15 protein-coding genes and 3 pseudogenes are annotated in these 22,849 nt (G+C 45.2%); 14 read left to right on the forward strand and 4 right to left on the reverse strand.

Features of this window, described 5'->3' with window-relative positions; translation table 11 throughout:
* Positions 1-16 precede the first annotated feature (16 nt).
* Complete coding sequence (narH, locus tag B9L23_RS09820; RefSeq protein WP_089097555.1) at positions 17-1,489, reverse strand: nitrate reductase subunit beta; 1,473 nt, start codon at positions 1,487-1,489, stop codon at positions 17-19.
* On the reverse strand, positions 1,479-5,162 hold the full coding sequence (locus tag B9L23_RS09825) for a nitrate reductase subunit alpha (protein WP_089097556.1): 3,684 nt from the start codon (positions 5,160-5,162) through the stop codon (positions 1,479-1,481). Before B9L23_RS09825 ends, narH begins: the two co-directional genes overlap by 11 nt.
* A 182-nt stretch (positions 5,163-5,344) precedes the next feature.
* Between B9L23_RS09825 and B9L23_RS09830 the strand changes: the two genes are divergently transcribed.
* The 11 genes and pseudogenes from B9L23_RS09830 to B9L23_RS09880 all read left to right on the forward strand — a co-directional run bounded on the left by B9L23_RS09830 (position 5,345) and on the right by B9L23_RS09880 (position 16,670).
* On the forward strand, positions 5,345-5,851 hold the full coding sequence (locus tag B9L23_RS09830) for a metal-dependent hydrolase (protein ID WP_015863793.1): 507 nt from the start codon (positions 5,345-5,347) through the stop codon (positions 5,849-5,851).
* 94 nt (positions 5,852-5,945) lie between these two features.
* Entirely contained in the window at positions 5,946-6,698 is a 753-nt protein-coding gene (locus B9L23_RS09835) for an alpha/beta hydrolase (RefSeq protein ID WP_062754222.1), read from the forward strand.
* 241 nt (positions 6,699-6,939) lie between these two features.
* On the forward strand, positions 6,940-11,121 hold the full coding sequence (locus tag B9L23_RS09840; RefSeq protein WP_089097557.1) for a bacteriocin-processing peptidase family protein: 4,182 nt from the start codon (positions 6,940-6,942) through the stop codon (positions 11,119-11,121).
* A 120-nt stretch (positions 11,122-11,241) separates the two neighbouring features.
* Complete coding sequence (locus B9L23_RS09845; protein WP_062678042.1) at positions 11,242-11,520, forward strand: hypothetical protein; 279 nt, start codon at positions 11,242-11,244, stop codon at positions 11,518-11,520.
* A 22-nt stretch (positions 11,521-11,542) separates the two neighbouring features.
* The gene (gene yidC / locus B9L23_RS09850; RefSeq protein WP_081188717.1) at positions 11,543-12,292 is read left to right on the forward strand and encodes a membrane protein insertase YidC; all 750 of its coding nucleotides are present in this window, start codon (positions 11,543-11,545) and stop codon (positions 12,290-12,292) included.
* Positions 12,293-12,554: 262 nt separating this feature from the next.
* Positions 12,555-12,686: pseudogene (locus B9L23_RS21030) on the forward strand (DUF5082 domain-containing protein); the annotation flags it as partial.
* Positions 12,683-12,943: pseudogene (locus B9L23_RS09860) on the forward strand (pre-toxin TG domain-containing protein); the annotation flags it as partial. The pseudogenes B9L23_RS21030 and B9L23_RS09860, both read left to right, overlap by 4 nt.
* A gap of 114 nt (positions 12,944-13,057) precedes the next feature.
* Positions 13,058-13,441 (forward strand): hypothetical protein, encoded by a 384-nt coding sequence (locus tag B9L23_RS09865; RefSeq protein WP_089097558.1) that lies wholly within the window; start codon positions 13,058-13,060, stop codon positions 13,439-13,441.
* A 499-nt stretch (positions 13,442-13,940) separates the two neighbouring features.
* On the forward strand, positions 13,941-14,492 hold the full coding sequence (locus B9L23_RS09870) for a cysteine hydrolase family protein (protein ID WP_015863796.1): 552 nt from the start codon (positions 13,941-13,943) through the stop codon (positions 14,490-14,492).
* Positions 14,493-14,550: 58 nt separating this feature from the next.
* Positions 14,551-16,026, forward strand: a complete 1,476-nt coding sequence (locus tag B9L23_RS09875) for a nicotinate phosphoribosyltransferase (RefSeq protein WP_015863797.1) — start codon at positions 14,551-14,553, stop codon at positions 16,024-16,026.
* Positions 16,027-16,229: 203 nt separating this feature from the next.
* Positions 16,230-16,670 (forward strand): hypothetical protein, encoded by a 441-nt coding sequence (locus B9L23_RS09880; RefSeq protein ID WP_089097559.1) that lies wholly within the window; start codon positions 16,230-16,232, stop codon positions 16,668-16,670.
* An 81-nt stretch (positions 16,671-16,751) separates the two neighbouring features.
* On the opposite strand, the gene pepF is transcribed toward B9L23_RS09880, so the two are convergent.
* Positions 16,752-18,623 (reverse strand): oligoendopeptidase F, encoded by a 1,872-nt coding sequence (gene pepF, locus B9L23_RS09885; RefSeq protein ID WP_089097560.1) that lies wholly within the window; start codon positions 18,621-18,623, stop codon positions 16,752-16,754.
* Positions 18,624-18,758: 135 nt separating this feature from the next.
* Between pepF and B9L23_RS09890 the strand changes: the two are divergent.
* The 3 genes and pseudogenes from B9L23_RS09890 to B9L23_RS09900 all read left to right on the forward strand — a co-directional run.
* Positions 18,759-18,911, forward strand: a pseudogene (locus tag B9L23_RS09890) (aldo/keto reductase); the annotation flags it as partial.
* Between the two features lie 112 nt (positions 18,912-19,023).
* A complete protein-coding gene (locus B9L23_RS09895; RefSeq protein ID WP_089097561.1) occupies positions 19,024-21,180 on the forward strand; it encodes a DNA topoisomerase III in 2,157 nt (718 codons plus the stop codon).
* A gap of 159 nt (positions 21,181-21,339) precedes the next feature.
* Positions 21,340-21,801 carry a helix-turn-helix transcriptional regulator gene (locus B9L23_RS09900; protein ID WP_062754209.1) on the forward strand — a complete coding sequence of 154 codons (462 nt, stop codon included), beginning with the start codon at positions 21,340-21,342 and terminating at the stop codon, positions 21,799-21,801.
* Here B9L23_RS09900 and B9L23_RS09905 read toward each other — a convergent pair.
* Positions 21,760-22,767, reverse strand: a complete 1,008-nt coding sequence (locus tag B9L23_RS09905) for a glycerophosphodiester phosphodiesterase (protein WP_089097562.1) — start codon at positions 22,765-22,767, stop codon at positions 21,760-21,762. The two genes, B9L23_RS09900 and B9L23_RS09905, sit on opposite strands and share 42 nt — an antisense overlap.
* Positions 22,768-22,849: the final 82 nt, after the last annotated feature.

The following is a 22,849-nucleotide window of genomic DNA, read 5'->3' on the forward strand; positions in this document are numbered from 1 at the left end:
CATTTATCACCTCGTATTAAGAGAGCGTGCCGCAAGCACCTGGACCGCCGGCAAATGATAAACCGCAGCTTCCTTGTTCCGCGTATAATTCGGCGACTTCTTCGCGATGGGATGCCGGAATCACGAAGCGGTCTTTATATTTGGCGATCGCTAATAAACGGTACATGTCTTCGATATCTTGTTCGCTTAAATCGAGCTCTTCTATCATGCTGATATCGGGTTGTTTGTTTGTTTGACGCGCGCGCATATAGGAACGCATCGCCGCCATTTTTTTCAACGTAATACGGATGTGTGTTTCATCTCCAGCTGTTAATAAATTTGCTAAATATTGAATTGGGATGCGCATTTCATCAATCGCTGGGAAAATGTCTTCCGCGTTCGCTTTGCTTCCTTTTCCTTCAAACATGTTCATAATCGGGCTAAGCGGAGGAATATACCATACCATTGGCAATGTGCGGTATTCCGGGTGAAGCGGAAGAGCGATTTTCCAGTCGACAATCATTTTATAAATCGGCGAACGCTGCGCTGCTTCAATCCATTCGTCCGGAATACCTTCTTCTTTCGCTTTCGCGATGACTTCTGGATCGTGCGGATCTAAGAAAATTTCAAGTTGAGAATGGTATAACGATTTTTCATCTTCCACGCTTGCCGCTTCTTTCACTTTGTCCGCATCGTAAAGCATCACGCCGATATAACGGATGCGGCCGACGCACGTTTCCGCGCAAATCGTTGGCATGCCCGCTTCAATTCGCGGAAAGCAAAGCGTACATTTTTCCGCTTTATTTGTTTGCCAGTTAAAATATACTTTTTTATACGGGCAGCTTGTCACGCAATGGCGCCATGCGCGGCATGCGTTTTGGTCAACGAGGACGATGCCGTCTTCATCGCGTTTGTACATCGCTCCCGACGGGCAGCTTGAAACGCAAGGCGGATTGATGCAATGCTCGCAAATACGCGGCAAATACATCATAAACACATTTTCAAATTCCGCTTGGATCGCTTGTTCCATTTTGACAACGTTCGGATCTTTTAGTCCGGTAATGTGAGCACCGGCAAGATCGTCTTCCCAGTTTGGCCCCCAAGATAGTTCCATGAACTCGCCGGTGATCGCCGATTTCGGGCGAGCAACCGGCTGATGGCGTTTTTCGGGGCTAGTGGTCAATGTTTCGTAATCATAATTCCATGGTTCATAATAGTCATCAATCGTTGGTTGATACGGATTATAAAACAAGTTGAGAAGGCGCGTTGTTTTTGAGCCGGATTTCAGCTGGAGCTCCCCGTTTTTGAGCTCCCAGCCGCCTTTATATTTGTCTTGATCTTCCCACTGTTTCGGATAACCGATCCCTGGTTTTGTTTCGACGTTGTTGAAATACATATATTCTGCACCGGGACGATTTGTCCACGTATTTTTGCAAGTGACGCTGCACGTATGGCAGCCGATGCATTTATCTAAATTCATGACCATGCCGACTTGCGCTTTAATCTTCAAGCCAATCGACCTCCTCTAATTTGCGAATAATGACATACAAGTCGCGTTGGTTTCCAGTTGGACCGTAATAGTTAAATCCGTAGCTTAATTGCGCATACCCGCCAATCATATGGGTCGGTTTCATATGAATGCGTGTCGGGCTGTTGTGCGTGCCTCCGCGGTTGTTTGTCAGTTTCGTACCAGGAACGTTAATGTGTCGGTCCTGGGCGTGGTGCATAAATGCCATACCGCGCGGCAAACGGTGAGAGACAACAGCGCGTGCGACAACGACGCCGTTGCGGTTGAAGCATTCAATCCAGTCGTTATCGCGAATGCCGGCTTCTTCGGCATCATCTTTGTTGATCCAGACGGTCGGACCGCCGCGGAACAGCGTAAGCATTGGCAGCGCATCAAAGTACATGCTGTGAATCGACCATTTGTTATGTGGTGTTAAATAATTCAGAACGATTTCTTTTCCTTTGACGTCCGGACGTTTTTTCGAAAATGGGCGATGCTGCAAGGTTGGTTTAAACGTTGCCATTGCTTCGCCAAATTCATGCATTAATTCGTGATCCAAGTAATACGACTGCCGTCCTGTCAATGTCCGCCAAGGAATGAGCCGTTCGACGTTCGTCGTAAACGGTGAATAACGTCTTCCGCCTTTTTCTGAGCCGCTAAACGCCGGTGAAGTGATGACTGTTTTTGGCTGTGCGGTAATTTGCTCGAACGTAAAGCATTCTTCTTCACGTTCTTTCGCTAAATCGACAAGCGACAAGTTCGTCTTTTTCTCGAGCGCTTCCCATGCTTTGACCGCAACTTTTCCGTTTGTTGTCGATGATAGCGCGAGGATCGCTTCCGCCGCATTTTTCGCATCGCTAATATCTGGGCAGCCGGCGGCAATCGACGAGCGTTTGATCGTGCCTAACGTCTTTTTCAATTTTTCGTACTCGTCTTTGGCCGACCAGGCAATGCCTTTTGTGCCCATTGGTTGTTTGGCCACGTTCGGTCCAAGGGAGATCATTTTATCGTAAATAAGTGTATAGTCGCGCTCGATGACATGAATGTTCGGCATCGTTTTTCCTGGGATTGGTTCGCACTCGCCTTTACTCCAGTCACGTACTTTGCCGAAAGGCTGTGACAATTCTTGCGCCGTGTCATGAAGAAGAGGAGTCGCCACCACTTCTTTGACCGGCTTCATGCCGATTTGTTTTGCGACATCGGAAACGGCTTTTGCTAATGACTTGAAAATATCCCAGTCTGAGCGTGCTTCCCATGGCGAGGAAATCGCTGGATTAAATGGATGAACAAACGGATGCATATCCGTGCTGCTTAAGTCGTGTTTTTCGTACCATGTTGCAGCAGGAAGAACGATATCGGAATATAGCGCCGTTCCCGCCATGCGGAAATCTAAGTTGATTAATAAATCGAGCTTTCCTTCCGGTGCTTGTTCGCGCCATGTGATTTCTTGCGGACGCAAACTGTCTTGATCATCGTTCATCAATCCGTGTGTGGTGCCGAGCAAATGTTTTAAGAAATACTCATGGCCTTTGCCCGAGCTAGAAATTAAGTTTGCGCGCCAAACGATTAAATTTCTTGGAAAGTTGGCTTCATGATCCGGATCTTCAATCGCAAATCGCAGTGTTTTTTCTTTTAATTGTCGAGCGACATATTGCGCGATTTGTTCCGGTGTCGAAGCGCCGGCGGCAACGGCTTCTTCATACAAGTCAATTCCGTTTTTGTTAAATGTCGGATAAGAAGGCAGCCAGCCAAGCCGTGCTGCAAGAACGTTATAATCAGCATAATGTGAATAACGTGCTTTTTTCACAAGCGGAGAAACAAGTTCATCGACTGGTATTTCTTCATAGCGCCATTGGTCAGTCGCAAAGTAGAAGAACGATGTACCATTTTGCAATTTTGGCGGCATCGTCCAATCGCGCGCTGTCATAATCGTTTGCCATCCTTCTGCCGGACGCAGTTTTTCTTGTCCGACGTAGTGCGCCCATCCGCCGCCGTTGACTCCTTGCGCGCCGACGAACAAGACAAGATTTAATACGGCGCGGTAAATCGCATCGGAGTGGAACCAATGGTTAATGCCAGCGCCGACAATAATCATTGAGCGGCCGTTGGTGTCAATCGCGTTTTGCGCGAACTCGCGCGCGATTTTAATCGCTAGCTCGCGTTTGACGCCGGTAATCGTTTCTTGCCATGCTGGCGTGAATGGAACAAGATCATTGTACGTACGGGCGACGTTTCCACCAATCCCGCGGTCGACGCCGTAATTGGCAAGGACAAGATCATAGACGGTCGTTACATACGTTTCGCCATTTTCGGTTTGTATTTTTTTTGCCGGGACGACGCGTTCAATCGTTTCCCTTCCTTCATTAGTAAAGTACGGAATATGAATCGTAACGAGCTCATCTTCGCTCCCTAAAAACGATAGACAAGGTTCAATCGGCTGTTCCGTTTCTTCATCCACCATATGTAAATTCCATTTTCCTTGATCGTCCCAGCGCGAACCGATTGTTCCATGCGGAATCGTAAATGTTTTTTTATTTTCATCGTAAACGACCGGCTTCCATTCGGCGTTGGTGACGTTGCGGCCGAGATCTTTTGCCTGCAGGAAGCGGTCGGCCACCCATTTGTTGCCATCTTTTTTCAAAGTGACAACGAACGGAAAATCGGTGTATGTTTTGGCATATTGCTGGAAGTAAGGAACTTGCCGATCGACGTAATATTCTTTTAAAATGACATGGCCCATGGCCATGGCGAGCGCGCCATCTGTTCCTGGTTTCACGCTGAGCCAATCATCGGCAAACTTTGTCGATTCGGCATAGTCTGGGCTGATTGACACGACTTTTGTACCGCGGTAGCGAACTTCCGCTAAAAAGTGGGCGTCTGGCGTCCGGGTGAGCGGTACATTGGACCCCCATGTAATAATGTAGCCGGAGTTATACCAGTCACTCGATTCCGGAACGTCGGTTTGGTCGCCCCAAATTTGCGGCGATGCAGGCGGCAGGTCCGCATACCAGTCGTAAAAGCTAAGCATCGGTCCGCCTATCAGCTGCATAAAGCGTGAACCGGCCGCATGGCTGACCATCGACATCGCTGGAATTGGCGAAAAACCAACATTGCGGTCCGGACCGTATTTGATGACAGTATATAATAGTGATGTAGCGACAAGCGTTAACGCTTCATCCCAGCTGACGCGGACAAATCCGCCCTTTCCGCGCGCTTGTTTATACCGTTTTGCTTTTTCCGGATTTTCGACGATGCTTTTCCAAGCGTCAAGCGGATTTTTATGTTCTTGTAGCGCTTCCCGCCACATATCCATCAACACGCCGCGCACGTATGGATATTTCACGCGGAGCGGGCTGTAAATGTACCAAGAAAAACTTGCGCCGCGAGGACAACCGCGTGGTTCAAAATCAGGCATATCCGGTCCGGTTGACGGATAATCAATTTGTTGTCCTTCCCATGTGACGATTCCGTCTTTTACGTAAATGTTCCAGCTGCATGAGCCAGTGCAGTTGACTCCATGGGTGGAACGGACGACTTTATCATGCTGCCAACGGCGGCGGTAAACATTTTCCCAATCGCGGTCGCCGTAGGTCACCTCACTATGGTCATTAGCATATCGTTCGATCGGTTTCATATATTTGAAACGATTCAATAACGGAGATCGCTTTCGTTTCATTTTGTTTCACTCCTTCATCAATTTGTGTAATTTTACTATAGCCATAATGAAAATAAAGGGATGTTAACTTTGTCACAGTTGGCTCGATTGTCACAAATCTGTCAAATGGTGAACGAAAACGAACAAACATTCTTTTTTTGTGTTATAATAGAGAAAAAGTTTTACATAATGAGGAGGTCGCATTGAGATATCATAGTCATATTGTTACGTCATTATGTTTTGGGGCAGCGGTCGCTGCGCATACATCACTTTCGTTTAGCGTAAGCTATACGGCGGGAATTGTCGTCGGCAGCTTACTTCCCGACATTGATGAACCGAAGTCGTACGTCGGACGGCGCTCAATGGGGGTATCCAATAAAGTAAAAGAAGCGTTTGGCCATCGCGGCATGACCCATTCGCTTGTTGTATGGGGAATCATCGCCCTTGTTATGATGTGGGAGTCGTCTTCGTTATTTGCCGTCGGCTTTGTGCTCGGCTATTTGTTTCATATTCTCGAAGACTTTTTCTCTGTCCAAGGTGTGCCGCTCTTTTGGCCGTTCACTTTAAAGCGATTTAAAATTCCCATCTATCGCACAGGCAATTTCATCGAAAAAGCGCTCTTTTACGCAGCGTTTGCCTTGCTTGTTTATATAGGGACGAAAGAAAATTTGTTTTATGAATGGTGGAAATCATTCGGATCGTTCATGTGATCGTTCATAAAAATTGTACATAAAAAAAAGGAAAAAACACGTCAGCAGCGAATTGATGAAATGGATACATTTTGCGCATTTGGGGGGAGAGGAGATGAAAGAAAAATATCCTGTATTAAAAGGGGCAGAACCGTTTTATTTTGAAGGGAACAATATAGGAATATTAGTTTCCCATGGTTTTACTGGTACAACGCAAAGCATGCGCCCGTTAGGCGAGGCGTACGCAAAGGCGGGGTATACCGTTTGCGGCCCGCGGTTGAAAGGGCACGGAACGCATTATGAGGACATGGAACAAACGACATATGAAGATTGGATTCGATCGGTCGAGAGCGGATATGAGTGGTTAAAAGAACGTTGCGACACCATTTTTGTGACAGGTTTGTCGATGGGCGGGACCTTGACCCTATATATGGCGGAAACATATCCGGAAATAAAAGGAATTGTCCCGATTAATGCGGCGATTGACATTCCAACGATGGCCAGCGCAACAAATTTAGAAGACTTGCCTAGGTATCTGGATGCGATCGGCTCAGATATCAAAAATCCAGACGTGAAAGAATTAGCATACGAGAAAACCCCTGTCGCCTCCATTCGACAAATTGTCATGCTCATGGAAAAGGTGAGGGCCGACCTTCATAAAATCACATGTCCTGCATTAATCTTCGTTTCCGAAGAAGATCATGTCGTTCCACCTTCCAACTCTCAGCATATTTATGAGAAAATTAGTTCCAGCGAAAAAGAGCTTGTTTCGTTGAAAAATAGCTATCACGTTGCAACGCTTGATTATGATCAACAAAAAATTGTCGACCTGTCATTACGTTTTTTTGAAATGTATTCCGAAAAATAAATTCTCAAGAATGAAAAGATTTGTTTCGGCGAGTGCCGGGCAAATCTTTTTTGTTAAAAAATGGCCGTCATCATTTTTGTTCTTTTATCTATAAATCTTTATCTATAAATCTATAGAGTTCAATTATAAATCCGTTTTACACTAGTGTTATATATTATGTTTGTCCACAAAGCGGGATTGTATGGCAAAACATTATGCTACGTAGATATTTTGAAAGAAGAAAAGTAAAGGAGTTTCGCACATGAATATAGAACGAATCGCCACATATATCAAAGAAAAACGTATCATGGAGGCATTGAATGAAATCAAGCCGGTGCTTGCGGAAACAGAAAAGCGCTTGCTTTTTTATTGGAGAACACAGCTGCGTTCGTTTGAAACGGTAGAACCGTTTTATCATTTAATTCGTCTATTTGATTACGCATTAATGTATCGCCATAGCGCGGTGCTTGCGCGCTACGCCCATCGCCGTTTTTCCACATTGCAAACGTTAACGTGGGTATGTGATGAGTGGCTCGAAGAACGAAGACCGCTCGATATCGAGGAAGCACTGCGGCCGCGGTTGGAAGCGATCGAAGTAAGTGAGGAAAACCGGGAACATGTGGCACGCGCCGCTTTTACTCTTGTACGAGCGTTGCTTGAAATGAGACGGATCGAAGAAGCTCGCGAATGGATGCAAGTGGTCGAGCAGTATGAAACATTGCCGATGTACGATAAGTGGGGATACTTTTACATAGAAGCCGGCGATCGTGACAAAGCGGAAGAAGTGTTGCGAAAAGGGCTAGCGGAATGGGAACGCGGCGATATGTGCCATTTGCTGCTTGCGGATTTATACGCGTTAAACGGGCAGCATCAAAAAGCGCTTGAAATCGTGGAGCGCGGCATCGAACGGTTTCCACAAGTTCCCGCATTATATGTGGAAAAAGCGCGGCGTTTGCGAGATTTGCATGAGTACGAGGTAGCATTGGCGGCGATGGACGAGGTTGATCGGCTAGCTCCTTATCATGTACACCGTCGCTATTTTGCCCATGCGCGAGCGCAAATGTACTATAAGCTCGGCAAAATGGACGAGCTTGCAGCGCTCGTTCAGACGGAGAAATCATTGGCTTCTTCGCCATATGCTCGCGTGTTCGAACGCGCCTCCGGTGCCCAGGTGATGTTACCGATTGTGCCTGTTGTGCAAAAGCATAATTATTGCGTGCCTGCGAGTTTAGAAATGATGCTTTGTTTGTTGGGCAAACCGCTTACACAAGATGAAATCGCCGAGCATATTTTCGATGTGCGTGGTTCGAAATTGTCAACGACCGTTCATTATTTGGAAACGCTTGGATTTTGGTGCCGCTTTTTCATCGGTTCTGCGGAGCGGTGGAAACGGTTGATCGATGAAGGGATTCCGGTGTTGTTAAGCGTCGATTACGAGCATTCGTCTCACGTGCAAGTATTATTTGGCTATGATGAGCGACTTGGTGCGTTTTACGTGCAAGACCCAAACATGCTCGAGCCATTGGTTGTTGCTTATGATGAAGTCGAAAAATGGTATGCGGGAACACATTATTTGTCGATTGTTGCGATTCCCCGGGAAAAAGAAGCGATCGCTATATCGCTGCCGGAAGCGGAAGATCAATATTTCCGTCAGCTTCATGCCTTCGCCGAAAAAATGGATGAAGATGAGCAAGCGTATATGGCGCCGTTTCTCGCGTTTTTGCGCGAACATGGCCATATTCCGTATACATGGCTGTATGTCGTCAAACATTTTGGCACGGAAGAAGCGAAAGAGTTGCTTATCAACTATACCGAGCGGGTGCTTGCCCAATACGGCGATATCAATGATTTGCTGCTTGTAGCAGCGAAAGCGTATGTGTATGTGAAAGAAATCGAACGTGCCGAAGCGGTGCTGGCGCGGGTGAAAGGAAAAGACCACAGTCCGCTCTACCACTATTTGCGGGGACGGATTGCGTTTTACGAAAGCCGGTACGAAGAAGCAAGCAGACATTTCCGTTCTTCCCTTCAGCTTGACCCTGACCAGCCGGATGTATGGAGTTATATGGCACTTAGCGAAACGTATTACGGAAATGAAGCGAAAGGAGTTGAATTATCGAAAATCGCTTTATCCCTACAGCCTGATGGCCCGTTTGTTTGCACCAATCACGGCATCATTTTATTCCACACGGAACAGTTTCAGGAGGCGCGAGCCTTTTTTGATCAGCTGTTGCGCCGTCACAAACGCGAAGCGCATTTATGGTATGAACGGGCAAGATGCGACGAAAAGCTAGGAAAAATTCGCAAGGCAGAGCGCGGTTTTCTCGTTGCCAAAGCGCTCGAAGAACAGGAGCCGTATCCGTATTTGGCGTTAGCTGATTTATATGAGGGCCAATTGGATTGTCCGGAAAAAGTCGAATCCATTTTATTAGAAGGAATCAAAAAGGCCGGACATGCGTCCATCTTATACGTCCGTCTCGGCGACTGGTATATGGAACAAGAACAACCGGAAAAAGCGGAAACACAATATAAAAAGGCGATCGCACAGGACGAGACAGATGTATTTGCCCATCTCGGCATGGCGTACGTGTGGGTGCAAAACGGACAGGACGATAAAGCAAAGCAGTATTTGTTTGACAAAAAACAACTCTTTGCCCAAAATAGCGAGTTTTTATTAAACGCGGGGAAAATGCTCTTTACAAACGGGTTAGTAGCAGCATCGGAGGACCGTGACGTTGCGTTTTCGTTTCTGGAAGACGGGCTGCGGTTTGCACAATTTGATGCGGCCGAAGCGTACGAATTTTATATCGAACGACTGATCGACCATTCCCTTGTCGAACGGGGAATTACCTTTCTTCAGAAGTTAGTAGTCGAACGGCCAACCGATATCAACGCGCTTTGTTATCTCGGTGTGCTCTATGAGCAGATGGGCCTGTTTGCCAACGCCATCCGTTTATATGAACGAGCGAGTGAGGTTCGCAAAAGCACGTTTCCACTCTATCGTCTCGCCGAAACGTATCGTACGTTGGAACGATTCGACGAGGCAAAACGATATTACGAAGCGTGTCTCGCGATAGACGAGACGTTTACAGTTGCTCATCTTCGGTTAGCCGTTCTTTATGAAATCGAAGAAAATGCGGACAAGCAGCGGTTTCATTTGAAAAAAGCGCTCGAGCACGATCCGCTTCACGTCCATGTAGAGAATGCCGTTCGATTGTTTGACAATCCCACTTCGCTAATAGAGACGATAGAAGCCGCACGCGCCCAAGCAGGCGATATTTGGTATTATGACAGCCTTGGCTATGTATACGGAATGCTCGGTGAGCTCAACAAAGAAAAAGAAGCAGTTGAACAAGCGCTTCGCATCGATTCCGATCATGCGGAGTTGCTGCACCATTATGCGAAAGTATTAATAAAGGAAGGAAAGATAAATGAAGCCATAGCCATTATCGAACGGCTCATCGAACAAGATGTCCGCAATGAAGAACTATATGACACGTATATTCAAGCATTTTTGCATACTATCAAAGGATTAGTACAGATTAGTGAACGGCTGCGTAAATGGAAGCTGGAAAACAACGATAAAAGTTTGGTGTACATGTATGTCGCTTCTTCTCTTTCCTCGTATGTCATGAGCGCACAGCGTCAGGAAGAGGAAGGTTCGCTCGCGAAACGAATATGGACGCGGGCAAAAGCATGGACGAAACAGTTTTTCTCGGCTGCTTCCGTCATCGATTTATATGAAACAGCGATTCGTCTAGACCGCGGCAATATGGAAGCGTATGAGCGCCTCGCTGAGTTTTACGAAGCGGGGGAGTTGTTCGATGATGCGATGAAAACGCTTCGTAAAGCGTTAAAATACGAATGGAATGCGGAGGTCGCGCGAAAGCTTGTCATGCTGCTAGTCAATGCGGACAGCAGCAAGTTAAGAAAAGAAGCAAAAGAGTGGATCGAGCGGCTTTTGGAGGAGCAACCAAACGATTTGTCGATGCTGGAGTTAAAGGCGTTATTGCTTCTCGATGATGGGCAGGAAGAGAAAGCGGAGCGTATCTTTCTTTCATTAATCGAAACCGATCCGCTGCTATATCGCAGTATTTTGGCGTTAGGAACACTGTATAATGACAAGCAGCGCTATGACGAAGCGATTCATGTGCTTGCGAACGGTCTTTGCCATCATCCGAACGATCCAGAGTTGATGAGTGAGTTGGCGCGGGCATATGATGAACGTGGACAAACAGAAAAGGCGCTTTCGGTAGTGGAAGAATGGCTTCGTTTCGATGAAGTGGATTTATCGGCACATTACCAACGGGCGTGTTATTTGGCCAAGCTCGGACGAATGCAAGAAGCGGAAGCCGAACTAGCGTATATCCTTGACGAAGATGAAACTGGTTATTTTTCTAAATTGGCAAAAGAAGAGAAATTATTTGCATCCTTCATGCGGCCATAAATCGAGAAAACGCCTTGTGAAAAGTTGGCATCACTTGAACAAATATTTTTCTTTTCTTTCTCGGTGGAATTTGCTATGGTTAGTACGAGAAAGTTTTCCCGATAGAAAAGAGGTGGGAGAGTGGAAGCACCCTTCGATTTGCTGACGTATGTGTCGCTTGTCAGCGCACTGCTTGTTGTGATGCGATGTTATATCACCGAATACCGGCAAACGAAAGCTTTTTTATATGACGTTACACTTGCACGTGCAGAGCGGGAAAAAGATCACGTATATTTTACGCGTGCTATGATCCCTCTCCGCCGAATTTTCACGCCGCAAAAGCAGAAAATTCCTGTACGGGAACATTCCTATCAATCCGATGAAGAAGGAAGGAGACCTCTTTTATTCTTCGCACATTGATGAAACAATAAGGAGGTCTCTTATGAAAAAATGGATTTTTACATTACTAGGAATGGTTGTTTTATTAAGCGGATGCAATCGCAATGCGCCGATTGACGAACATAGCCAAGGTATTTGGGATCATTATTTTGTTTACCCAATGTCGAAATTGCTTTTAATGCTTGGGCATCTATTTGGAGATAACTATGGGATTGCCATCATTGTGTTAACGTTAATCGTTCGTTTTTGTTTGTTGCCACTGATCTTAAAGCAATATAAAACAACGATTGCGATGCAAAAGCTTCGTCCGGAATTGCAAAAACTCCAAGAGAAATATAAAGGCAACGATATCGAGACACAACGAAAACTCCAGCAGGAAATGATGCAGCTATATCAAAAACATGGCATTCATCCTGCGAGCGGCTGCTTGCCGGTGTTTATTCAAATGCCGATTTTTATGGCACTCTATTACGCAATTTCACGCACCCAAGAAATTAAGCTCCATTCGTTTTTATGGGTGCAGCTCGGCCATCGCGATCCTTACTTCATTTTGCCGATTTTGGCAAGCCTCGCGACATTCATCTCGGTGCGGTTGTCGCCATCAATGACGGAACAACAAATGCCGCAAATGGCGATGATGTCATATATCATGCCGATTATGATTTTTATCGGGGCAAATTCCGTTCCGTCCGCACTATCTTTGTACTGGGTTGTCGGCGGCTGCTTCTCGATCATTCAATCATTGATTTTACGTACACAACTAAAAGCGGTCAAAGCCGCAGAAAATGGATAGACAAGATAAACAGCCCCGCCGCTTTCTATGTAAGGAAGGCGGCGGGTTTTTATTTGGTCTATCGCCTTACACGTATTGATGCTATCTATATATTATTACCTTTTCTTCTGTATTTTTCTATTTTTTGTTTAGGTTTTCTGATCATTCTCTTTACCGCCATCGTTCCCCGCATGAAAAAGCTTGTTCCATAAACAAGGCAATTTTCGAAGGAACTTTGACATGTTTACCGTAGCAGAATAATAGATAAGGAAAAAGTCCCTATCGTCATCTGGAAAAATTGGTATACGGGGACTTGCGACAAATCGAGGCACACAATGTGACCGAAGACGATCTTCTTCATGAAATAAGCAGGGAAACCGCCCGAATAGAGCGAAAGATTGAGGAAATACAATGACTGCGATTCGAGTTCAGCCGGAAGATCTGGAAGCAGTAGCAAAGCATGTCCCCGATGCGGAAGACGCCTGTCAGCGCGCGCGGACCACGCTTTCCTGGGAACTTCCCTCTTTAGTGATGGAGATTCCCAGAGTTGGCTCTGATGCCATCGATGAGCTCAAAGGCGAACTTTTTCATTGGCTCCATCGATATGAAGAAAAGCTGAATGAAACGGAGGAACTGCTTTATCGAACAGCCGCGGTAATGCGCCAGGCGGAATGAATATCGCTGGCAATACTGGGGATAAAGTAGTTGGAAAGGGGAAGGGAAAAAGTAGAAATAAACCGAAAGAATATGGCGTACCTAATTCAACAGAAATAGTAAGAGATAAGAATGGAAAATGTTAATGTTAAATCGGATTTAAAAACTGCACTTGCATTTGCGAAGTTTTTTTATCCGGACGTTCTTGAAGTAGAGGGATGTCTAATATTAAAGGATAAGTTTTCAAGAGAAATTTTTGAATTATGGAAAGAAGATTGTCAAAACGATAAAGTATGTATCGAAAAAATGATGAATCTGTACCAAGTTAGAGACTTTTTTCATATTAATGTTGACGAAAAGGAGGATATAGAAGAACAAATAAAGGTTTTAGGCAATGTTCTGAAAGTATTTTGGACACTTAGTTTGAAAGATCGATTCCCGGAACGGAATATAGTCGTGGAAGTGTTTGAAGAAGATGACGGAGAATTATTTATTACCGTATACGAAAAAAAGTGAGTGATAAACCTTAATTACCTTGATTGGCTACAAGCCTTTCGAGTTTTTTTATTTTAAGACTAATCGCTGTGCAAAATAAAGCGTGTTTAAAAGAGGGTGTAAATTAGCATATTGTTTCGGGCCTACTTTTATTTCTGTCCATTCTCTGAAACAACGCTACGCATCCGTCGTCATATTGACATTGCACAGACACTCCTTGATGAAATGAGAGGGGAAATGGTCTGAACTTAGTGAAAGATAAACAAACTTCATCATAACAAAGCGATTTGTTCGAAAAAAAATCCCTAAACTCGTGAACTCAAGGCAGAAATATCGATTTTTCTAAGAATATTGATATATAATTGTACTTGTATTGGTTGAAAATTTAAATCGTGTTTATTCGACACTAAGAATGATATACTGCTAAAGAAAGTGTCTCTGCGCCAACATATGCCGCGTCTCAGAGCATAATCTTGCGCATTATTCACACGTGAAAATTCGGATAATGGGGGAGCTGCGTATGAAAAAAGCATTGATAAACATCGATTATACGATTGATTTCATTGCCGATCACGGCGCGCTTACTTGCGGAAAGCCGGGGCAGCAAATCGAATCAGAGCTTGTGCGGATTACGAAAGAGTTTATCGAAAATGGCGATTATGTCGTATTTGCGATTGATCTCCACAAAGCCGGCGACACGTATCATCCAGAAGCGAAACTGTTTCCGCCGCATAATATCGAAGGCACAGAAGGCCGGAAGTTATACGGAGAGTTGGAAGCGGTTTATCAGGCGAATAAGCATAAAGATAACGTATATTGGATGGATAAAACGAGATATAGCGCATTTGCGGGCACGGATTTAGAAATTAAACTGAGGGAACGAGGAATTACAGAAGTTCATTTGGTAGGCTGCTGCACCGACATATGCGTGCTTCATACAGCGGTCGACGCGTATAACAAAGGATTTCGCATCGTCGTACATAAAAAAGCGGTTGCGAGCTTCAATCCTGTCGGGCACGAATGGGCGCTCGATCACTTCAAACATTCGTTAGGCGCGGAAGTAGTGGAATAAAATAAGTGTTGGTGTTGGACAAGCGGATTAAAACTGACTAGTTTTTGGAGGTAATGCAATGCATCAAAAATATACAGATGATAGTTTTACTCTTCATACGGATTTGTATCAAATCAACATGGCAGAAACGTACTGGGAAGACGGTATTCATCAGCGCAAAGCCGTATTTGAAGTGTTTTTTCGAAAACTTCCTTTTGGAAACGGATACGCGGTGTTCGCGGGCTTAGAAAGGGTTATTCAATATTTGCAAAATTTCCGGTTTACAGAAAGCGATATTGACTATTTGCGCTCGGAATTAGGGTATCGGGACGATTTTTTGGAATATTTGAAAACCGTTCGTTTTACAGGCACGTTGCGCTCGATGAGAGAAGGGGAGCTAGTCTTTGGCAATGAACCGATTCTTCGCGTCGAAGCTCCATTAATTGAAGCGCAATTAATCGAAACAGCGATTTTAAATATTATCAACTTCCAAACATTAATTGCGACGAAAGCTTCCCGCATTAAACAAATTCTTGGCGATCAAATGGCGATGGAGTTCGGCAGCCGCCGGGCGCACGAAATGGACGCTGCACTGTGGGGAGCGCGCGCCGCTTACATTGGCGGTTTTGAAGCGACTTCCAACGTGCGTGCAGGAAAACTTTTCGGCATCCCGGTTGTTGGCACGCACGCTCATGCGTTGGTTCAGGCATATCAAGACGAATATGTCGCATTCCATAAATATGCGCGCCGCCATAAAGATTGCGTGTTTCTCGTAGATACGTATGACACATTAAAATCAGGCGTGCCAAATGCTATTAGAGTGGCCAAAGAACTAGGCGATCAAATTAATTTTATTGGCATACGCATCGATAGCGGCGATTTAGCGTATTTATCAAAAGAAGCACGAAAAATGTTAGATGAAGCTGGGTTTAAAGATGCGAAAATTTTTGCTTCGAGCGACTTAGATGAGGAAACGATTCTTAATTTAAAATCCCAAGGGGCGAAAATCGATGCATGGGGAATCGGCACGAAATTAATTACCGCTTACGATCAGCCAGCTTTAGGAGCTGTCTACAAATTAGTCGCTATTGAGGATGAAAACGGGAATATGGTCGATACAATTAAAATCAGCGGCAACCCGGAAAAGGTGACAACTCCCGGGTTGAAACGGGTGTACCGCATTATTAATAAAATCAACAAAAAAGCGGAAGGAGACTATATTGCGCTTGAAAGCGAAAATCCGCAAAAAGAGGAACGGCTGAAAATGTTCCATCCTGTTTATACATTTATTAGTAAATTTGTGACAAATTTTGAAGCGCGAGATTTGCATCATACCATTTTCCAAGATGGAAAACTCGTATATACTTCTCCTCCGCTAAAAGAAATTCAACAATTCACGAAAGAAAATTTAAAATTGCTTTGGGACGAATACAAGCGGACGATGAATCCCGAGCAATATCCCGTCGATTTAAGCCAAGCATGTTGGGATAACAAAATGGAGAAAATTCGGAAAGTGAAAGAGAAGATTGAAAAGATGGGAGATACGGAGCATTAATTTTCGATAGGCATGATGAAAGGTCACCGCAAGACTATACGCGGTGGCCTTTTTTCGGTTTATTGGTAATGGTTGAAAGAAACAGCCACAACATCGTAGAGACGGATCAAGGGAAAGTTTCATGCGCTTCGCTTATGATATGTTGCAACAATCTTTTAGCGAACGCCGTCTAATAAGTAAAAGGTCTAAAAGGGAAGGTAGCCATGAAAAAATTTTTTGCTATATTGATGATCGCAGGTTTATGCAGTTTAGGAGCATACTTTTTTGCGACTGCCAGCTCCAAACCTCCGGTGCCAGACATATCGGCGTCGGGACAAAAAATTCCTGTTGCACAAGGTTCTTACTGCTGGAAAGCATTTATTACATCAAAGTGTGTCGATTGGGCATATGCGCCTCCAGCGAAAGTAGGAGACGTACACGAACCGGTTGAGGTCGCTCCTCATTCCAAAATAGCAATACATTTTGAAAAAGAACCTGTTTCTTTATCAGTAAAGCGAAGGATGAACGAAGGAAAAGAAATAAATGTAAAGATGATCGGCAAAAAAATTACTGCGCCAAGTGAAAGCGGGATGTATGTTTATCATCTTATGGCGAGCTGGAAACAAGGAGACGGCAGCTATGTTTTCCGCATTAAAGTAAAGTAAATGTTGTTTGTCGATTGGATCAAAAAGCGCTGGCTCGAAAAGGCTTGGAAAGTAACCTTTTGGAGCCAGACTTATTTCCGGTTACAGTCTTCCTTGTTTTTTCAACAGCTGTTCCATTTCGCGGACGAGCGAATCGAAATAAGAAAGCAGGTTCTCGAGTGGCTTCGGTGATGTCATATCCACTCCCGCTTTTTGTAAAAGGCGGATCGGGTCGTCGGATGTTCCAGAGCGCAAAAACTGCAAATAGCGTTTAGTCGCCTCTCCGGTTTCATCCGCTTTCATTTGCTTGACAAGCTCAAAGGAAGCGGCGAGCGAGGTTGCGTATTTGTATACGTAAAACGCATCATAAAAATGCGGAATGCGCAGCCAGCCGCGCGCAGCTTCCGGATCGGCGGCGTAGGCAGGGCCGTAATATTTTTTCAACAGGCGAAGCCAAAGCTCGTTCAGTTCGGATGCGGTTAAGCTCCCGCCTTGCCGCACTTTGTCATGAATCGCTTGTTCGAATTCGGAATACATTACTTGCGTATATAATGTGCCGCGAATTTGATCGATTTGCTGGTTGAGCAAATACAGCTTTTCTTCGTCCGTTTTTGCTTGCTTTAAGAAATAATCCATCATCAGCCATTCGTTGGCGGTGGAAGCGACTTCCGCGGTAAAAATCGATTGTCTAGAATAATGGTATGGCTGCGTTTTGTTTGTATAGACGGAATTCATCGCGTGCCCGATTTCGTGGGCGGTCGTCAGCAAGCCATCGAGCGACCCGTCGTAGTTGAGCAAAATAAACGGATGGGTGTCGTACGCCCCCGTATTATAGCCGCCCGTATATTTTTTTGGGCGCGGATAGACGTCAATCCAGCGCTGTTCGAAAGCGCGCCGCACGTTTTGGATGTAGTCGTCTCCGAGCGGTTTCAGCCCTTCAAGGATGAGCGATTGCGCCGTTTCGAACGGAAACTTCATTTTTTTCGCGATGGTCTCTTCAACGAGCGGTACAGACATATCGTAAGTGTGGACACGGTCGACGCCGAGCGCCTTTTTGCGCAGTTCGACATAGCGATGCAGTGACGGCAAGTGAGTATTGACGGTAGAAATGAGATTGGTAAACACTTGTTTTGGCACATCATCGGCCGATAGTGCCGCATCGAGCCCAGATTTGTATTTTCGCGCTTTCGCGTACAGTTCGTCCGCTTTCACAGATGCGTATAACGTGGCGGCGGATGTGTTTTCGATCGTTTCATAGCTTTGAAAACGCGTTTGAAACGCCCGCTTGCGATAGTTGCGATCCGGATGTTCAAGCGCTTTTGTATAGTTTTCATCCGTCAACGAAACCGTATTTCCGTCCGGTGTGCGCACAGAAGGCGGGTCATAATCGCCGCGCGCGGCATTGTTATAAATGTTTTCCGGATCACTCATGATGGGAGAAAGCTTGGCGAGCAGCTGTTCCTCTCTTTTGGAAAGAGTATGCTTTTTCCGTTCGCGCAATTCTTCAAAATAATAGCGGTATGGCTTAAGCGGCTTGCTTTTTTGCAGCTTGGCAAGCGTCCGTTCGGAAAGCGACAGCAGTTCCGGCTCGATAAACGCCGTTTTTGCCGCATAGTCGGAAATCAGTGTTTCCACTTGCGCTTTTAGATGAGCGGCCGTCTTGTCTTCAATGTTAAGATCTTGTTTTAAGTGAGCATAAAGGGACAATTTTTCGAGCTTTCGTGCTATCCTTTCATTAAGGGCAAATAGTTTGGCGACGTTGGAAGCGCGTGCAAGCTTGCCTTCATAGGAGGACAGTTTCGGCAACGCATCGGCGACTGCTTGATAGTCGCGTTTGAAATTGGCTTCCGACACGTAAATGTCGGCTAGATTCCATTGGTATTTTGCATTGATTTTTGTTTCTTCCGCATCCGTTCGAAGCGGAATAAGCAGCAGTATGACAATCAACCATACATACGATCGTTTTTTCATCATCGGCCTCTTCCTTTCCTGTTTTTTCCGTTGTTACGTAGTATGCGCAAAAACGAAAAGATTACTCGATACAAGGAAAGGAGTGGCGGAAACGATGTGGAATGTATATGTGTACGATAAAGAAGAGGAGGGGACTTTGTGGAGAGAATACGTTTAGCAGAAGATTTAACCTTCTCCCGCATTATTCACGGATCATGGAGACTAGCGGAGTGGAATTATTCCAAAGAACAGATACTTGATCTTATTGAATTTTGCCTCGAACAAGGAATTACGACGTTTGACCATGCTGACGGTGCGCGCGCTTATGCTGCCGCTTCGCCGCGAGCAGTGGTTTGACATTTTGCAAAGCTCGATGGGACATGAAGTGCCGTAATCCACAACGAACAACAAGGAGTAATTCATCATGAAAGTGATTATCGCCGAAAAACCAGATCAAGGCGTCACATTGGCGTCGATTTTTCAGACGAAAAAACATCAAGGATATATTGAAATTTTTCCAAATGAATTGTTTCCGAAAGGAGCGTATATGACATGGGCGATCGGGCATCTTCTCCAGCTCGTTCCGCCCGAACGGTATCGTCCGGAATGGAAACAATGGAAGCTCGAGACGCTGCCGATCATTCCGGAGCGTTTTCAATATGAGGTAGAAAAAGCGAAAGCAAAACAGTTTGCGATTGTGAAAGAACTGCTTCGCAAACCGGAAGTGACGGAAATTATCCATGCTGGTGACGCCGGAAGAGAAGGAGAACTGATCGTCCGCAATATTATTCAAATGAGCGGTGTGAAAAAGCCGATGAAGCGGCTTTGGCTTTCGTCGTTAACGCCAAAAGCGATTTACGAAGGATTCCGCCAGCTGTTAGATGAAGCCGAAACAAGAAATTTATATGAAGAAGCGTACGCGCGCGCCTGTGCCGATTGGCTTGTCGGGATGAACGCTTCTCGTGTTTACAGCATTTTGCTAAAGCAAAAAGGGATGAATGATGTCTTTTCTGTAGGAAGAGTGCAAACGCCGACACTCGCGTTCATCGTGAAACGGGAAAAGGAAATCGCGCAGTTTCGTCCCGAACCGTTTTGGGAAGTGGTGGCGAAGTTTCACATTGACGGCAAGCAATACGAAGGGAAATGGGTGGACGAAAAAGGGGAAACGCGTATCAAGGAGGAGCTGCTGGCGCAAAAAATCGCGCAGTTTTGCCGAAACAAGCCGGCCGAAGTAAAAGAGGTTCAAACGGAAAGAAAAACATTTCATCCGCCGTTGTTATTCAACTTGTCCTCCTTGCAGGCAGCGGCCAATAAGATGTACCAATTTTCCCCAAAAAAGACGCTCGATATTTTGCAGAAATTGTATCAAAAAGGAATCGTGTCGTATCCGCGTTCTGATTCGAACTATGTGACCAAAGGCGAAGCGGAAACATTTCCGGACATTTTGCAAAAATTGCGGGCGTTTCCGGAGTATCAACCGTTTTTTCCATTGCCGAACACGTCCATTTTACATAATAAACGTTATGTCAATGAAAAAAAGGTGACCGACCACTATGCCATCATCCCGACGGAGCAAGTGGCCGATCCGGCGAAGTTATCGGCGGATGAGCGGAAAATTTACGATTTGGTTGTGCGGCGTCTCATTGCCGCTCATTACGAAGCGGCGGTGTTTGACTATACGACCGTTATCACGCTTGTTGATGGGCGCGCCCGGTTTATTTCGAAAGGAAAGCAGCAAATTCAGGAAGGATGGCAGAAAGTCATCAGCCAGCGGGAAGAGGGCGAGGAAGCGATTCTTCCCTCGCTCCGTGAAGGCGAACAAGGCGATGTGCTGGACGTCCGTATAAAAGAAGGAAAGACCCAGCCGCCAAAGCGGTATACGGAAGGTCAGCTGATTACGCTGATGAAAACGGCAGGGAAATTTTTAGATAACGAAGAATTAGAAAAAGTGCTTGCCAAAACGGAAGGTCTTGGCACGGAAGCGACGCGCGCCGCCATCATTACGACGCTGAAAGAGCGAAATTATATCGAAGTAAAGAAAAATCAAGTATATGCGACCGATAAAGCGAAAGTGCTCATCGAAGCGATTGGCGAAAAAATTTTAGCCTCTCCGGAAATGACGGCGAAATGGGAGCAGCGTCTAAGCGAAATCGGCGAAGGGAAGGCGTCAGCGGCCCATTTTATGGAGCAAGTAAAAAAATTATCGAAAAAAATCGTCGAAGACGCGCTTGCCTCGTCGCAGCACTGGAACTTTGCCGGATTCGATACGGCATCAATTCAGCGCACCACATCGAAAGCGACGTTAGGAAAACCAGTCGGCACATGCAAATTATGCGGCGGAACGGTCATTGACAAAGGCGAGTTTTATGGCTGCGCCAATTATGCCAAGACGAAATGCTCATTTACGATTTCAAAAAGAATTCTTGGCAAAACGATTTCGCAAGCCAATGTAAAAAAGCTTTTGCAGCATGGGAAAACGAACGTCATCAAAGGGTTTAAAAAAGGAGAGAAAACGTTTGATGCAGCGTTAATGTGGGATGAAAAGGAGAAAAAAATAGTGTTTTCGTTTCCGAAAAAATAATCTCCTTCCTCATGTTGAGGGGGAGATTATTTTTTTCATCACTAGAAAATGGCAATTAGCATATTTACGAATAGAGCTAAAAATTGTACGATTACACTTGTAAGGGAAATTTTTTTGAGTAACAGTAATTATATTACGTAAACAAAAGAAGGGATAACCATGGATAAACAAGAAGTAATCGATCTTCTCTCCAGCAAAATGAAGTTAATTCGCGTTGAAAAAGGATATACGCAAGATAAGATGGCGGAAGTGTTAGGGATTTCGAAAAAAACGCTCGTGCAAATTGAAAAAGGGCGGACGCAGGCGAACTGGACGCAAGTCGTCGCGCTATGCGCGCTATTTCGTGATAGCGAAATTATCGAATCGGTGCTTGGCGATAGCCCGCTTGAAGTGATTGAAACGATCGCACATGAAGAAATTGATGCGCCAAAAGGAAAGACTCTCGGCGGAAAAGTATGGTGGAGAGAAATTAAGCGGATGGGTCCGTTTCGCCTTCAGCAAAACATTATCAGCAAGCATTACCGCATTTTAGATGTATATGACGACCGTTGGTATAGCTCTTTTGACAAAGAGGAGGCGTTAAGGAGGCTTGAGGAATTGGCGCGGGCGGCAAAAATGTAGCTCTATTTGCGTAAAGGCGTCTTGCCCGTTATCTTGCTTTTTGTTCATTTTCACGAGTCGGTCTGGGTAATCGGTAAATAACCCGTCTACGCCGAGCGCAATTTGCCGTCGCATCTCTTCCGTTGTATTGACGGTATACGGATGAATGACAAGATGATACTGATGGGCTTTTGTTACTAGCTTGCGGGTAACGATAGTTTGCTCGGGAGAAATGCCATCGGCATAGCTGGAAACGTGGCGTAGTATATGATCAATAGGTTTGTTTCTGATCGTACTCGCACTATATAGTTGAATGAGCGGAATATTTGGCGGAACTAGACCTTTCAGCTTGCGTAAACTTGTTTCGCTGAACGACTGAAAAATCACTTTTCCTTTTTGCAAGTATCCGTTCTTTTTTAAAATGCCGACTAGTTTTTCTTCCATGCCAGAATAAACGTTTGGGTCTTTTGTTTCAATGTACAGAGCTGTTTTCGACTTGCTTTGTGTAAGCCAATCGATTACTTCTTGGAGAGTAGGAATTTTTTCCTTGCCATACTGCTTGCTAGCATATTGCGGGAACTTTTTATTAAACCATGAGCCAGCGTCAAGCCGTTTTATTTCCGCTAATGTAAAATCCTTTACTCTCCAAGGAGCACGATTCGGATAAACTTGTTCTACATTGGTCGTTCTGGCCAGCGTGGCATCGTGAATGGCGACTAGCTCTCCGTCTTTTGTCATATGCAAGTCTAGTTCAATGTAGTCTGCTTTCATTTCCAGCGCTTTTTTGTATGCGGCTAGTGTATGCTCTGGGGCGTATCCTGATGCGCCGCGATGGGCGATGACGTCGATGTGTTTCCCATCGGGATGCGCTGCAGAAAGTTGCGTGTCCGATGTATCGGTTGACGCGGTACTGCAAGCGTACGGTGTGAAAGTAAAAAAACTAAATGATATAAAAAGAGATAATCTAATCAACGTTGATTTTTTCATTTCACTTCACTCTCCTTCCGTACAGCAGTTGTTTTTTCAAATATTGGTGTAAAGCAGAAATGAAGACGTAAGCGTTGGTTTC

It is taken from the genome of Parageobacillus galactosidasius (assembly GCF_002217735.1).
GTDB lineage: Bacteria > Bacillota > Bacilli > Bacillales > Anoxybacillaceae > Parageobacillus_B > Parageobacillus_B toebii.

Bases quoted from the DNA above. Each gene is read 5' to 3' on its own strand.
- B9L23_RS09825 (WP_089097556.1), bottom strand. From the start codon at position 5,162: ATGAAACGAAAGCGATCTCCGTTATTGAATCGTTTCAAATATATGAAA.
- B9L23_RS09835 (WP_062754222.1), top strand. From the start codon at position 5,946: ATGAAAGAAAAATATCCTGTATTAAAAGGGGCAGAACCGTTTTATTTT.
- B9L23_RS09840 (WP_089097557.1), top strand. From the start codon at position 6,940: ATGAATATAGAACGAATCGCCACATATATCAAAGAAAAACGTATCATG.
- yidC (WP_081188717.1), top strand. From the start codon at position 11,543: ATGAAAAAATGGATTTTTACATTACTAGGAATGGTTGTTTTATTAAGC.
- B9L23_RS09865 (WP_089097558.1), top strand. From the start codon at position 13,058: ATGGAAAATGTTAATGTTAAATCGGATTTAAAAACTGCACTTGCATTT.
- B9L23_RS09870 (WP_015863796.1), top strand. From the start codon at position 13,941: ATGAAAAAAGCATTGATAAACATCGATTATACGATTGATTTCATTGCC.
- B9L23_RS09875 (WP_015863797.1), top strand. From the start codon at position 14,551: ATGCATCAAAAATATACAGATGATAGTTTTACTCTTCATACGGATTTG.
- B9L23_RS09880 (WP_089097559.1), top strand. From the start codon at position 16,230: ATGAAAAAATTTTTTGCTATATTGATGATCGCAGGTTTATGCAGTTTA.
- pepF (WP_089097560.1), bottom strand. From the start codon at position 18,623: ATGATGAAAAAACGATCGTATGTATGGTTGATTGTCATACTGCTGCTT.
- B9L23_RS09895 (WP_089097561.1), top strand. From the start codon at position 19,024: ATGAAAGTGATTATCGCCGAAAAACCAGATCAAGGCGTCACATTGGCG.
- B9L23_RS09900 (WP_062754209.1), top strand. From the start codon at position 21,340: ATGGATAAACAAGAAGTAATCGATCTTCTCTCCAGCAAAATGAAGTTA.
- B9L23_RS09905 (WP_089097562.1), bottom strand. From the start codon at position 22,767: ATGAAAAAATCAACGTTGATTAGATTATCTCTTTTTATATCATTTAGT.